This is a genomic window from Pseudomonas sp. H1_D04 (genome assembly GCF_054683855.1).
The window spans coordinates 4,296,412-4,310,392 of sequence record NZ_CP162826.1; the positions used below are offsets into that span (position 1 = coordinate 4,296,412).

Annotated in this window: 10 protein-coding genes; 7 read left to right on the forward strand and 3 right to left on the reverse strand. The window is 62.5% G+C overall.

Going from position 1 to position 13,981, the window contains the following annotated elements; all coding sequences use genetic code 11:
• Positions 1–13 precede the first annotated feature (13 nt).
• From AB4N82_RS20020 to fecE, 7 genes are all read left to right on the forward strand, one after another.
• The gene (locus tag AB4N82_RS20020; protein WP_122764682.1) at positions 14–1,624 is read left to right on the forward strand and encodes a gamma-glutamyltransferase family protein; all 1,611 of its coding nucleotides are present in this window, start codon (positions 14–16) and stop codon (positions 1,622–1,624) included.
• Positions 1,625–1,828: 204 nt separating this feature from the next.
• On the forward strand, positions 1,829–2,311 hold the full coding sequence (locus tag AB4N82_RS20025; RefSeq protein WP_032886925.1) for an Lrp/AsnC family transcriptional regulator: 483 nt from the start codon (positions 1,829–1,831) through the stop codon (positions 2,309–2,311).
• A gap of 81 nt (positions 2,312–2,392) precedes the next feature.
• Positions 2,393–4,798, forward strand: coding sequence for a TonB-dependent siderophore receptor (locus AB4N82_RS20030; protein WP_122764683.1), 2,406 nt, complete (start codon positions 2,393–2,395; stop codon positions 4,796–4,798).
• Between the two features lie 138 nt (positions 4,799–4,936).
• Complete coding sequence (locus AB4N82_RS20035; protein ID WP_122756845.1) at positions 4,937–5,857, forward strand: Fe(3+) dicitrate ABC transporter substrate-binding protein; 921 nt, start codon at positions 4,937–4,939, stop codon at positions 5,855–5,857.
• 2 nt (positions 5,858–5,859) lie between these two features.
• Entirely contained in the window at positions 5,860–6,849 is a 990-nt protein-coding gene (gene fecC, locus AB4N82_RS20040) for an iron-dicitrate ABC transporter permease FecC (protein ID WP_460102723.1), read from the forward strand.
• Positions 6,846–7,814 (forward strand): iron chelate uptake ABC transporter family permease subunit, encoded by a 969-nt coding sequence (locus tag AB4N82_RS20045; protein WP_122764684.1) that lies wholly within the window; start codon positions 6,846–6,848, stop codon positions 7,812–7,814. The genes fecC and AB4N82_RS20045 overlap by 4 nt, the downstream gene beginning before the upstream one ends.
• 4 nt (positions 7,815–7,818) lie before the next feature.
• On the forward strand, positions 7,819–8,610 hold the full coding sequence (fecE, locus tag AB4N82_RS20050; RefSeq protein WP_122764685.1) for a Fe(3+) dicitrate ABC transporter ATP-binding protein FecE: 792 nt from the start codon (positions 7,819–7,821) through the stop codon (positions 8,608–8,610).
• Positions 8,611–9,409: 799 nt separating this feature from the next.
• Here the strand turns inward: fecE and AB4N82_RS20055 are convergent.
• Genes AB4N82_RS20055 through AB4N82_RS20065 form a run of 3 tightly spaced genes read right to left on the reverse strand, consistent with a single transcriptional unit; the run spans position 9,410 to position 13,852 of the window.
• Positions 9,410–10,339 carry a sulfonate ABC transporter substrate-binding protein gene (locus AB4N82_RS20055; protein ID WP_032887227.1) on the reverse strand — a complete coding sequence of 310 codons (930 nt, stop codon included), beginning with the start codon at positions 10,337–10,339 and terminating at the stop codon, positions 9,410–9,412.
• Positions 10,336–11,667, reverse strand: coding sequence for an LLM class flavin-dependent oxidoreductase (locus AB4N82_RS20060; protein ID WP_122764686.1), 1,332 nt, complete (start codon positions 11,665–11,667; stop codon positions 10,336–10,338). The genes AB4N82_RS20055 and AB4N82_RS20060 overlap by 4 nt, the downstream gene beginning before the upstream one ends.
• A 1-nt stretch (position 11,668) precedes the next feature.
• Positions 11,669–13,852 carry a TonB-dependent receptor gene (locus AB4N82_RS20065; RefSeq protein ID WP_122752874.1) on the reverse strand — a complete coding sequence of 728 codons (2,184 nt, stop codon included), beginning with the start codon at positions 13,850–13,852 and terminating at the stop codon, positions 11,669–11,671.
• Between the last annotated feature and the right edge of the window lie 129 nt (positions 13,853–13,981).

Genomic DNA, 13,981 nt, shown 5'->3' on the forward strand with positions numbered 1-13,981 from the left:
AAGAGCGTTTGCCATGTTGAAATTTTCTCCTCACGAGTACCCCTATCCGTCGCAACGCCAGAGCGTGTTTGCCCGTCGCGGCATGGTCGCCGCGTCGCAACCCCTGGCCGCTCAGGCCGGTATCGAAATCATGCAAAAAGGCGGCAACGCCATCGATGCCGCCATCGCTACGGCCGCCGCCCTGACGGTGGTAGAACCCACCGGTTGCGGCCTGGGCGGCGATGCGTTTGCCCTGGTCTGGTGCAAGGGCCAGTTGCACGGCCTGAACGGCAACGGCCACGCGCCGGCGGCCTTGAGTATTGAGGCGGTCAAGGCCGCCGGGCATGAACAGATGCCCCTGTATGGCTGGACCCCAGTCACGGTACCGGGTTGCCCGTCGGCGTGGGCTGAGTTGTCGCAACGCTTCGGCAAGTTGCCGTTCGCCGAGTTGCTGCAACCGGCGATCACCTTGGCGCGGGAAGGCTTTGCGCTGTCGCCGGTGGTCGCCCATCAATGGCAGATATCCATGAACGAATTCAGCCCGCACCGTGACGAAGTGCTGGACGCGTGGTTCGATACCTTCCTGATCGACGGTCGCGCGCCACGCGCCGGTGAGATCTTCCGTAACACGGCCCAGGCCCGCACCTTGGAAGAACTGGCCGCTACCTGCTGCGAAAGCCTCTATCGCGGCGCGCTGGCCGAGCGTCTTGACGCCCACTCGCGCGCCAGTGGGGGCTACCTGCGCGCCAGCGACCTCAAGGATTACCGCGCGCAGTGGGTGGAGCCGATCCATATCAACTACCGCGGCGTGGATGTCTGGGAAATTCCGCCCAGCGGCCAGGGCCTGGTGGCGTTGATGGCGCTGAAAATTCTTGAAGGCTTCACCTTCGATCACCGCGACAGCCAGCAGACCTGGCATCGCCAACTGGAGGCGATGAAACTTGCCTACAGCGATGGGCTGCACTACATCACCGACCCCGCGCACATGCGCGTGGCGGTGGCCGACCTGCTCAGCGACGACTACAGCCGCCGCCGCCGTGACCAGATCAGCGAACAGGCGCAGCCGCCCAAACCCGGCGACCCCCACGCCAGCGGCACGGTGTACCTGGCCACGGCGGACGCCGAAGGCAATATGGTCTCGTTTATCCAGAGCAACTACCACGGCTTCGGCTCCGGCGTTGTGTTGCCCGACAGCGGCATTGCGCTGCAGAACCGTGGGCAGGAATTCAGCCTCGACCCGGCCCATGCCAACCACCTGGCACCGGGCAAGAAGACCTTTCACACCATCATCCCCGGCTTCCTCACCCAGGACGGCCAGGCACTCGGCCCGTTCGGCGTGATGGGGGGGTATATGCAGCCCCAGGGTCATGTGCAGATGGTGATGAACCTGGTGGACTTCGGCCTCAACCCCCAGGCCGCGCTGGATGCGCCGCGCTGGCAATGGCTGGGTGACATGAAGGTTGGCATCGAACACGGCGCCTCGCGGGGCCTGGTCAATGCACTGGCGCGGCGTGGTCATACCGTGCAGACCGACAGCGACCTGACCGATTACGGGCGCGGGCAGATTATCCTGCGTGACCCGGTCAGCGGCGTGTTGTGTGGCGGCACCGAACCACGTGCGGATTCCCATATCGCGGTGTGGTAAGGCGCAGCATGCCCGGCCGCTGCGTGGCGACGGAACCCTTCGACATCACCGGAAACACCGGCGACAGGTGAATCAAAAACCCCATGAGACGCTCCATTTCTGCATGCTGAAGGAGTTGGGATAGTATTGAGGCCCTGGTCGTCATTGGTCTCTGAATCGAGGCTGTTTTCGATAAAATTTCTCACCCCGTCGAGCACGCACCGAATGGCCAAACCCGCTTCTTACACGCTGGACCTGGACGGCTTCGACTGGTCCATCCTGGCCCTGGTGCAGCGCGACAACGCCTTGCCCCTGCGTACTCTCGCCGAGAAGGTCAACCTCTCCACCGCCGCCGTGCAACGCCGCATCAAGCGCTTGGAAGAGGGTGGAGTGATCATCGCGAATGTGGCCCTGGTGGACCCGGTGAAGGCCGGCAAGCCGATCACCATCATTGCCGAGGTTTCCGTCGAACGTACCAGCATCGACGCGCTGTCGACGACCAAGGCCAGCTTCTCCGTGCCCCAGGTGCAGCAGTGTTATTACGTCACCGGCGAAGCGGATTTCGTGCTGGTGCTGAACGTTGCCAGCATGCAGGAATACCAGGATCTCGCCGCCCGGCTGTTCGCCGAGAACCCCAACGTGAAGTGGTTCAAGACATTGGTGGCGCTGGATCGCGTCAAGGTAGGGCTGGAAGTGCCCATTGGCTAAAAAATAACTCTCGAAGCCTGTCCCCTTTTTTCACCTCGCCTGTCATTCCAGGCAAGTGAACAAAATCGAGAGTTTCCTCCAATGTCCGCAGTCCTACCCTTGCGTTTGCGCCCGTTGCTCAAACTGAGCCTGATGCTGAGCCTCAGCGCCAGCCCATTGTTTGTTCCTACAAGCTTTGCCGAGGACGCCGCCGCGCGTCGCAGCTATCAGGTGCCGGCCGGCAGCCTGAGCGCAGCGTTGACCCGTTTTGCCGGGTTGTCGGGCGTCAACCTGTCAGTGGACCCCGCGCTGGTCAGCGGGCGCAGCAGCAGTGGTTTATCCGGCGAATACGGCGTGGAGGAGGGCTTCGCGCGCTTGCTGCAAGGCTCCGGCCTGCAACTGCAACCCATGGGCGAGCAGGCCTACATGTTGGTGCCAGCGCCGGACGGCAGTACCCTGGAACTGGCGCCGACCTCTATCCTCGGCACCACCGGCCTGTACGACGGCGATACTTACGCCGGTGGCCAAGTGGTGCGCCGTGGTTCCCAAGGTTTGCTAGGCACGCGGGACTTCATGGAAACACCGTTCAGCATGACCACCTACACCGCCGATGCGGTGAAGAATCAGCAGGCGCGCACCCTCGGCGACCTGATCAACAGCGACCCCTCGGTACGCGCCACCAACCCGGCCGGTGGGCGTTATGAGCAGTTCACCATTCGTGGCTTCAGCCTGTTCAACAGTGATGTGTCGTACAACGGCCTCTATGGCGTATTGCCGACCTACACCATCGACATGGAAATGGCCGACCGCGTCGACATCTTCAAAGGCCCGACCCAACTGATCAACGGCATCTCGCCGCGCGGCAGTGTGGGCGGCGGCATCAACGTGGTGCCTAAGCGTGCCACCGACAAGGACATCACCTCGTTTACCGGCACCTGGGCCTCGGATAGCCAAGCCGGTGGCGCGGTGGACGTGGGCCGGCGCTTTGGCGAGGACAACAAGTTCGGCCTGCGTTTCAACGGCGTGAAGCAGTCCGGCGACACCGAATGGGATCACCAGAGTGTCGACCGCGAGATGGCCGTGCTGGGCCTGGATTTCCGGGGCGAGCGCCTGCGGTTGTCCACCGATATTGGCCGCACCGAACGGGATACCGATGCGCCCCAGGAACGTGTGCAGGTAGCGGCCGCCGCGCCGGTGCCGAGCGCCAACGATGTGCGCCGCAATTACGCGCAATCCTGGAGCAAGGCCCGCACCAAGGACACCTTCGGTACGGTGAATGCCGAATATGACCTGAGCGATTCGGTGATGCTCTACGGCGGCGTAGGCGCGCGTAAAAGTAATCACGAGTTCCTGCGCCATGCGGTGTCGGTGAGCAATGCGGCCGGTGACTTCCGCGTGCAGCCCCGGGATTTCACCCGTGATGAAAACGTGCGAACGGCCACGGCGGGTGTACGCAACTGGTTCCATACCGGGCCGGTGAGTCATGAGGTCAACCTGGCACTCAGCGACTTCTATATGGACTTCACCAACGGTGGCGCGCGTTATCCAGAAGGCACGAGCAATCTCTACAACCCTGTGCAAACCCCGACGCCGTCTACGGCCACGCGCCAGGATGCGAAGGTCTACACCGAAAACCGTTTCAGCGGCGTGGCCCTGTCTGACACCCTGGGCTTCTTCGAAGACCGTTTGTTGCTGACCCTTGGCGCGCGCTGGCAGCGGGTGAAAGTCGACGACTGGAGCGATGGGGTCAAAGGCAAAACCAACTACGACGAAGAAAAACTCTCGCCATCCGGTGGCTTGCTGTTCAAGGCCACCGACAAACTGTCGCTGTACGCCAACTACATGGAAGGCTTGAGCCAAGGCAAGATCGCGCCGTCCACGTCGCGCAACGAAAACGAGATCTTCCCGCCGTTTGTCAGTCGCCAGGTGGAAGTGGGCGCCAAGTACGACGCCGGTGCCTTCGGCGTGACGGCCGCCGTGTTCCGCATCAAGCAACCGGCCTACGAGACCAACGCCACGTCGAGACTGTTCGGGCCTAACGGCAAGCGCGAAAACTCCGGTGCGGAACTGAGTGTGTTCGGCGAGCCGCTCAAGGGCGTGCGCCTGCTCGGCGGCGTGATGTACATCGACAGCAAACTCAAGGACACCACCAACGGCACCTACGACGGCAACCGCGCGCCGGCCACGCCCAAGTACAACGTCAACGTTGGTGCCGAATGGGACGTGCCGATGCTCGAAGGCCTGACCCTGACCAGCCGTGGCATCCACTCCAGCTCGCAGTACCTGGACCAGTCCAACGTCAAGGAAATCGACGCCTGGAACCGTATCGACGTGGGTGCCCGGTATGGGTTCAAGGTCGACGACAAGCACATCACCCTGCGGGCGAATGTGGAGAACGTCGCCGATAAACGCTATTGGAGCTCGGCGGGTGCGTCGGATGACAGCGAGCCGGGGCTGACCCTGTCGACACCGCGCACCTATCTGCTCTCTGCCACCGTCGACTTCTAGACGCCGATCAGATGGGGGAGGGGCAAGTCCCCTCCCACAAATGAGAATGTTTTTTGATCACGCCGCGCTGATATGGAATAGTACCCGCCGTTTTCCCCAGCCGGTCCAGCCGGGGTGTTTTAACGCCGAGGTCCCTTCATGCAACTGTTGCGCTCCATCCCCATCCTTGCTGCCTGCCTGCTGGCGTTCTCTTCAAGCCTGTTAAGTGCTGCACCCATCGATCTCAACGACGGCCAGCACGCTGTGCATCTGCCCGATGCGCCCAAGCGTGTGGTGGTGCTGGAGTTCTCCTTTCTCGATAGCCTCGCCGCCGTTGACGTAACCCCCGTCGGTGCAGCGGATGATGGCGACGCCAACCGCGTTTTGCCCCGTGTGCGCCAGGCCATCGGCCAATGGACGTCAGTGGGCCTGCGTTCGCAGCCGAGTATCGAGGAAATCGCCCGGCTCAAGCCGGACTTGATCGTCGCCGACCTCAATCGCCATCAAGCGCTGTACAGCGACTTGGCCAGCATCGCGCCAACCTTGTTGCTGCCTTCGCGCGGTGAGGACTATGAGGGCAGCCTCAAGTCCGCCGAGCTGATCGGTAAGGCCTTGGGCAAAAGCCCGCAGATGGAAGCGCGCATCGCCCAGAACCGCGCGAACCTGACAAAAATTGCCCAACAGATTCCCGCCGGTGCCAGCGTGCTCTTCGGTGTCGCCCGCGAAGACAGCTTTTCGGTGCACGGCCCGGATTCGTACGCTGGCAGCGTGCTCCAAGCCATCGGCCTGAAAGTGCCTTCGGTGCGCGCCAATGCCGCCCCCACCGAATTCGTCAGCCTGGAACAACTCTTGGCCCTGGACCCCGGTTGGTTGCTGGTCGGCCATTACCGTCGCCCGAGCATCGTCGACGCGTGGAGCAAGCAGCCACTCTGGCAAGTGCTCGGTGCCGTGCGTAACAAGCACGTGGCCGAAGTGGATGGCGACAGCTGGGCGCGCAACCGTGGCGTGCTCGCTTCGGAGCAGATCGCCGAAGACGCCTTGGCGATTCTCAAGGGCGGCAACGCCGTACTGAGCCAATAAGCATGGCGCGTAGTCTCGCGGCGGCGGGCATTGTGCTGCTCGGCGCCGTGCTGTTCTGGTTGTCGTTGTACAGTTGGTCACCGTTCACCCTGACTGCGACAGATGCCTGGAATGGCTTGGTTCATCAAGGCGCTGTCGGCGGCAATATGGCCTATATCGTTGCCCAATTGCGGGTGCCGCGTGCGGTGTGTGCGGCGCTGGTGGGTGCTTGCCTGGGCCTGGCCGGGGCACTGATGCAAGGCATCACCCGTAACCGCCTGGCCTCGCCGTCGTTATTTGGCGTGACGGCGGGAGCGGCGTTGGGGCTGGCGTTGTTTTCGACAGGATTGGTTGCACCGCCGTTTGCCGGTGGCGCCTTGCTGATGACCTGCATCGGTGGCGCGTTGGCCTGGGTCACGGTGTTCAGCCTCGGTGGCGCCTGGTCGCCGACCACGGCCCAAGGTCGCTTGGTATTGGCCGGCGTGGCGGTGGCGGCGTTGTGCGCTGCCTTGACCCGGCTCACGGTGATTCTGGTGGAGGCTCAGGCGCAAAGCGTATTGAACTGGCTGGCCGGCTCCCTCGCCAATGTGGGCGCTGCCCAAGTGCAACTGCTGTGGCCGTCCACATTGATCGGTGGCCTGTGGGCGCTGTGGTGTGCGCCACGCCTGAACCTGATCAACCTTGGCGAAGACGCCGCCCGCTCGTTGGGCGTGGGCATCGCCAGCCTGCGCTTGCAGGTGTTCATTGCCAGCCTGTTGCTGGTGGGCGCCAGTGTCTGCGCGGTGGGGCCGATTGGTTTTGTCGGCTTGATTGCGCCGAATATCCTGCGCCAGTTTCTCGGCAATGATTACCGCTGGCTGATCCCGCTGAGTGCGGCGTTGGGCGCGGTGATCGTGCTCGGCGCCGACCTGCTCAGCCGCGCCGTGGCCTTTCCGGTGGAAACCCCGGCCGGTGTAGTCACTGCGCTGATCGGCGCACCGTTCTTTCTGTTTCTTGCCAGGCGCGCCCTATGATCCGCCCACGTTTTCGCCTGTGGTTGCTGCTCGGCCTGTTGCTGCTGGCGACCTTCGTCAGCCTCAGCGCCGGCACGTTGTGGCTCAAGCCCGCGACCGTCTTCGATCGCCTGCTGGCCCATGACGCCCTCGACTTCGAAGTGTGGAACCACCGCCTGCCGCGCAGCCTGATCGCCATCCTCGCAGGCGCAGCCTTCGGCCTGGCCGGTGCGATCGTGCAAGGCGTGATCCGCAACCCGCTGGCCTCGCCGGAAATCCTCGGCGTGACCCAAGGCGCGGGGTTGGCGCTGACCGTGGCGATCATCAGTTGGCCGCACCTGCCGATTGCCTGGCTGCCGTTGGTGGCCTGCCTGGGCGGTGCCGGCGGCGCTTTGCTGCTGGCGTTGTACAACACCGGCGTGAGTTTTTCCGGTGTGCGCTTCGCGCTGTCCGGGGTGGCGATTGCGGTGACCTTGTCCAGCGTCACCGAGTTTCTGATCCTGTCCCATCCGCTGGATATCAACACCGCGCTGCTCGCGCTCACCGGCAGCCTGTGGAGCCGCAACTGGCACCATGTGGCGCTGGTGTTGCCGTTCCTGCTGCTGATCCCGTTTGGGCTATGCCTGGCCAAACCGCTGAACCTGATCGCCCTCGGTGATGAAGCGGCCCACAGCCTGGGGGCCGCATTGAGTCGCACGCGCTGGCTGGCGATGGCGTGCGCGGTGCTGCTCACCAGCCTGGGCGTAGGCGTGATCGGGCCGATTGGGTTTATCGGTCTGGTGGCGCCGCACATGGCGCGGCGGCTGGTGGGCGGGCATCACCAGTACCTGCTGCCGGCGGCGATGCTGGTCGGCGCGCTGTTGCTGGTGCTGGCCGACACCCTCGGGCGCACGTTGATCGCGCCCAGCGAAATCCCCGCCGGGGTGCTGACGGCGGTGATTGGCGCACCGTATTTTCTTTGGTTGCTGGCACGGTTCAAGGGTTGATGATATGAGTATTCTCCAGGCCCGCGAGCTTGATATCGGCTACGGCGGCACACGCATTGTGCAGGGGCTTTCGTTTGCGCCACCGGTGGGAAAAGTCACCGCGCTGATCGGGCCCAACGGCTGCGGCAAGTCCACGTTGCTCAAGGCCTTTGCGCGCATTCTCAAACCTACGCAGGGTGAACTGACGCTCGACGGCCAGCCTTACAGCGCCTTGTCCGCCCGCCAGCTGGCACGGCAGATCGCGTTTCTGCCCCAGGTATTGCCGGTGCCGGAAGGCGTCAGCGTGCGCCAGTTGGTTGCCTACGGCCGCAGTCCTCACAACTCATTGTGGGGACGCCTCAGCGGCAGCGATCAATCCCAGGTAAACCAGGCCATGCAGCGCCTGGAACTGGACAACCTGGCCGACCGCGCCCTGGCGGATCTGTCCGGTGGCCAGCGCCAACGCGCGTGGCTGGCGATGGTGCTGGCGCAGAACGCGCCGGTGGTATTGCTGGATGAACCGACGACCTATCTCGACATCAGTCATCAGGTCGAACTCATGGACTTGATGTGCGAACTGGCCGCCGAAGGCAAGACCGTGATCACCGTGCTCCACGACATCAACCAGGCGTGCCGCTATGCCGATCATTTGGCGGTGATGCACGGCGGTCATCTGGTCGCCGATGGCGCGCCGGGCCAGGTGATCAGTGCGCAGTTGATGCGGGAGGTCTTTGAGGTGCAGGTGCAGATCATCAATGAGCCGGTTTCCGGTACCCCGATGTGCGTCGTCGAAAAAAGCACCCGCACTCAAGCCTGACGCGTTAAAAATGTGGGAGGGGGCTTGCTCCCGATAGCGCTGAGTCAGTACAAGCTGTTCCAACTGAACCACCGCCATCGGGAGCAAGCCCCCTCCCACATTTTGATCTTCAGGGGGTCAGTTACTTAGCTTTATCTTTACGCATTCACGATCAACACATTGCCGGACTGGAATCCACTCAACTGTGGGAGGGGGCTTGCTCCCGATGGCGGTGCAACAGTCAAAACATCAAGTGACTGACACACCGCCATCGGGAGCAAGCCCCTCCCACATTTTGATCTTCAGGGGGGCAGTTACTGAGCTTTATCTTTACGCATTCACGATCAACACATTGCCGGACTGGAATCCACTCAACTGTGGGAGGGGGCTTGCTCCCGATGGCGGTGCTTCAGTTGGAATATCAAGTGACTGACACCCCGCCATCGGGAGCAAGCCCCCTCCCACATTTTGATCTTTAGGGGGGGCAGTTACTTAGCTTTATCTTTACGCATTTACGATCAACACATTGCCGGACTGGAATCCACTCAACTGTGGGAGGGGGCTTGCTCCCGATGGCGGTGCTTCAGTTGGAATATCAAGTGACTGACACCCCGCCATCGGGAGCAAGCCCCCTCCCACATTTTGATCTTCAGGGGGGCAGTTACTTAGTTTTATCTTTACGCATTCACGATCAACACATTGCCGGACTGGAATCCACTCAACTGTGGGAGGGGGCTTGCTCCCGATTGCAGTGCAACAGTCAAAACATCAAGTGACTGACTCAGCGCTATCGGGTGCAACCCCCTCTCACATTTTGATTTCAGTGGACTTCGGATTTCCACACGGCCTGCTTCACCTCAATCGCCTTGGGCAACAACCGGTTCTGGAAAAACAAATCCGCCGTCGCTTGCTGCGCCTGAATAATCCCCTCATCAATCGGCAAAATCGGCGATGGCGGGCGGTTATCCATATAGCGGGCGATCACGTCACCGGGCAGGCCCATGAAGGCTGTCAGTACCTTCAAACTGTCCTCACGCTGGCTGCGGGTCAGTGCTTCGGCGTTGGTCAACTCACCCAGCAGATCATGGATAAATCCACCGTTGGCCTGGGCATATTCACGCCGCGCGGTGTACACCGGTCCCGACAACCCCAAGCCTTCACCATTGGCCAGCACATGGCTGGGGCTCTGGCTCAAGGCGAGGGACGAGTAGGGCTCCCAGATCGCCCAGGCATCCACGCTGCCTTGTTCGAACGCCGCGCGGGCATCGGCGGGTGGCAGGTACACCGGCTGGATGTCCTTGTAGCTCAGGCCAGCTTTGTTCAGCGCGCGCAGGATCAGGTTGTGGGAGCTGGAGCCTTTCTGGAAGGCGACTTTCTTGCCTTTCAAATCCGCCACCGAATGCAGTGGGCTGTCATTGCGCACCAGAATGGTTTCGGCACTGGGCTTGGGCGGCTCGGCGCCGATATACACCAAGTCGGCGCCCGCCGCCTGGGCGAACAGCGGCGGGATGTCGCCGGTGGAGCCCACATCCAGTGCGCCCACGTTGAGCGCTTCAAGCATCTGCGGGCCGGCGGGGAATTCGATCCACTTCACATCCGTCTGCGGGAAGCGTTTTTCCAACAGGCCATGTTCCTTGGCCAGAACCAAAGCGATGGAGCCTTTCTGGTAGCCGATGCGCAGGGTGTCCGGCTCGGCCGCCCACGCGGTTTGGGTCATCAGTAAGGCCAACAACAGTGCCGGGATCTTCATGCCGGAGTCTCCTTGAAGCGATTTTTCGGGCGCGCCAAACCGAGGTTTTCCCGCAAGGTTGTGCCGGTGTATTCGGTGCGCAACAGGCCGCGCCGTTGCAGTTCAGGCACCACCCACTGGGCGAAATCCTCCAGCCCACCGGGCAGATGAGGCACCAGGATATTGAAACCATCCGCCGCGCCGTTTTCGAACCAGTTTTGCAGCTCATCGGCAATCTGCGCGGGCGTGCCGATCAGACTGTAATGCCCGCGACCACCAGCGATGCGCCGCCCCAGCTGTCCCAGGGTCAACTGTTCGCGATGAGCCAAATCACTGAGCAATTGCTGACGGCTCCGTTGCCCGCTATCGGTCAATGGCAGCTCCGGCAACGGCCCATCCAGTGGGTACCCGGACAGGTCGAAATTGCCCAGCATGCGCCCCAGCAAGGCAACGCCGACTTCGGGCTCCACGAGATCCTGGAATGCCTCGAATTTTGCCTGGGCCTCGGCCTCGGTGTGCCCGACCACCACAAACACGCCGGGCATGATTTTCAGCGAATCCGGCTGACGTCCATACCCGTCCAGGCGCCCTTTGAGATCAGCATAAAATGCCTGGGCATTGGCCAGCGAAGTCTGTGCGGTAAACACCACCTCGGCGGTCTGTGCCGCCAAATCGCGGCCCGTTTCCGAAGAACCCGCCTGCACGATCACCGGCTGGCCTTGAGGCGAGCGCGCCACGTTCAGCGGGCCTTTGACCCGGAAGTGTTCGCCCACATGATCGAGCACATGCCGCTTCGTCGGCTCGTAGTAGGTGCCGCTGGCTTTGTCGCGCACGAAGGCGTCGTCTTCCCAGCTGTCCCAAAGGCCCGTCACCACCTTATGAAACTCGCGGGCGCGGCTGTAGCGCTCGGCATGGCCCACGTGTTCATCGCGGCCGAAATTTTGCGCCTCTGCAGCAGCGTCCGACGTCACCAGGTTCCAACCCGCCCGCCCCCCCGACAGGTGATCCAGCGAGGCGAATTTGCGCGCCACATGGTAGGGCTCGTTGTAGGTGGTGGTCGCCGTGGCAATCAGGCCGATATGCTCCGTCACCGCACTCAACGCCGAGAGCAGGGTCAGCGGCTCGAAATGATCCGATCGCGCCATATGGCTGGCGATCTCGCCCGTGGGCGCGGCAATGCTGTCGGCTACGAACAGTGCATCGAACCTGGCCGCTTCGGCCACCCGCGCCAAGTGTTTGTACTGGGCGAAATCCAGCCCGGCATTTGCCGGTACGTCCGGATGGCGCCACGCGGCCACATGGTGCCCGGTGGCCATGAGAAAGGCGCCGAGTTTCAGCTGACGGCTCATGTTAGAAATCCTTGCGCAGTTGCACGCCGAAGTAACGTTCATCGTCACGAGGTACGGCGCGGTAGATGTAGTTGCCGCCACTGGCCAGCAACGGCGAGTAGGACTTGTCGGCGAGGTTTTTGGCCAGCAGCGCCACGCGCCAGCCATTGCTGTAGTCCGCCAGGGCCACGCTGGCGTTCCAGATGCCGTAGGCGCCTTGTTTGGTGTCGAGGTTTTGGCTGATGTCGTACTGCACTTCGCTCTGCCAGCTGTAGTCGGTGCCCAGTTCGATATCCAGGCCGTTATCCAGTGGGATGGTGTAGTCGGCGCGTACGTAACTCTTCCAGTCCGGGCTGTAGGGCAGCGGCTTGCCGTTGACGTTGCAGGTGGCCGCCGCGCCCGCCGGGCAGGCGAATTCGTCGATGCGTGCACGGGTGTAGGCCAGGGCGCCGGAGAGCTTGAGTTGCTGGGTGGCCTGCAAGGCGTAATCGAGTTCGACGCCTTCGGTGCTGACGCTGCCGGCGTTGATCAGGCGGGTCACCACTTGGCCGGCGACCGAGTCGAAAAAGTTGGCCTGGTAGTTGTCGTAGTCGCTGTGGAAAACCGCCAGGTTGGTGGTCAGTCGGTTGTTCCAGGCCGTGGCCTTGATCCCGGCTTCCCAGGTGTTGGAGGTTTCCGGCTTGAGCGCATCGGTATCGCGCGGCTGCATGTTGAAGAACACGTTGTAGGCCGGGCCTTTGTAGCCGCGCGAGTAGGTCAGGTAGCTGGTGATGTTATCGGTCAGGTCGTACTGCACGCCGAGGCGCCCGGACCAGCCATCTTCGTCCACTGAACCCGAGCTGGACGTGGCCGGTTGAATCCCACTGACGGTGGTGGCCGAGGTGGATACGCGGCGGTGATCGTATTTCAAGTCGTCATGGGTGTAGCGCAGGCCGGCGATCCCGCGAAAGCGCGAGGTGAAGTTGAGCGTGGTCTCGCCAAACACCGCGTAGCTGTCGCTGGTGGTGCTGTAGTCGGCGACGCCACGGTCGGTGCGCGTGGTGGTGGTGAGCGTGCGCTGGTAAGTCTCTTCGTCCTTGCCATGCATGTAGAACAGGCCGCCGACGTACTCCAGGAATTCACCCTTGGGCGAGGCCAGGCGCAACTCTTGAGAGTACTGGTCGAAGGCCAGCTCACCCTTGTCGGCAGTGCCGGGAAACGCGGCGGTCACGCTGCCGAGGCGGTCGCCATCCTGGTATTGGGTGTTGTCCCAGCCGCGCCAGGCGGTGATTGAGGTCAGGGTGTAGTCGCCCAGATTCCAGTCCAACTGGGCGGACAAACCTTTGTTGGTGTCCTCGACATGGCTGCGCGTATCGGTGTTGATGTCGCGGTTGTCGCTGGAGGCCCGCACCGGGCTCAAGGCGTTGCTGAATGCTGGGGTCAATGACTTACTGACCACACCATTCGGCGCATCGTCGTGAGATTGCATGTAGTCGGCGATCAGCGTCAGCGTCACGTCGTCGTTGGGGGTGAATTCCAACTTGCCGCGAATGCCTTTGTGGTTGTAACCGTTGACCTCCTGACCGTTGTGCTGGTTGTCGACGTTGCCGTCATAGCTGCCAAACAGCGTGCTGACCGAGCCTTTGAGCACGTCCGGCACCAGGCTGCCGCCGATGCCGAAACGGGTGCGGCTTTCATTGCCGCTGTAGTACGACTGGTCGATGTAGCCGTGGGTCTCGGCGGTGGGGGCCTTGCTGGTGATGTTGAGCACACCGGCCGAGGCGTTCTTGCCGAACAGCGTACCTTGGGGGCCGCGCAGCACTTCGATGCGTTCCAGGTCCAGCAGGTCGAGGGTGGCCTGGCCGGGGCGCGCATAGACCACGCCGTCGATCACCGTGGCCACCGTCGGCTCCACGCCGGGGGAGGTGGAGATGGTGCCCACGCCGCGTACGAATAATGAGGTGTCCTTGTTCGATGCGCCGGTACGGAAGTTCAGCGACGGCACCTGTTGCGCGATGCTCGCCACGCCGTTGCGGTTGTCGCGCTCCAGTTGCTCGCCATCGAGTACCGAGACCGCCACCGGGACTTTCTGCAGGGATTCTTCGCGGCGGGTGGCTGTGACGGTCACCGCTTCGAGGGTGGCTTGCGGCTCGTCGGCGGCAACGGCGACGCCTGCCGGAAGTGCGGTCAATCCGGCGAGGAATAATAAGTGAGTGTGTTTGTGCATGCTGTGCCCGCTCAAAAAAATGCCCTGGTCCGCTGCGGTTCTACGACCGTCAGCGCCTGTGAAACTGTCTTGGGCATTCGCTTGAGCGAGTAGCAGACAGCGCGCTTTGTTAGCGCTAACATCGGCATT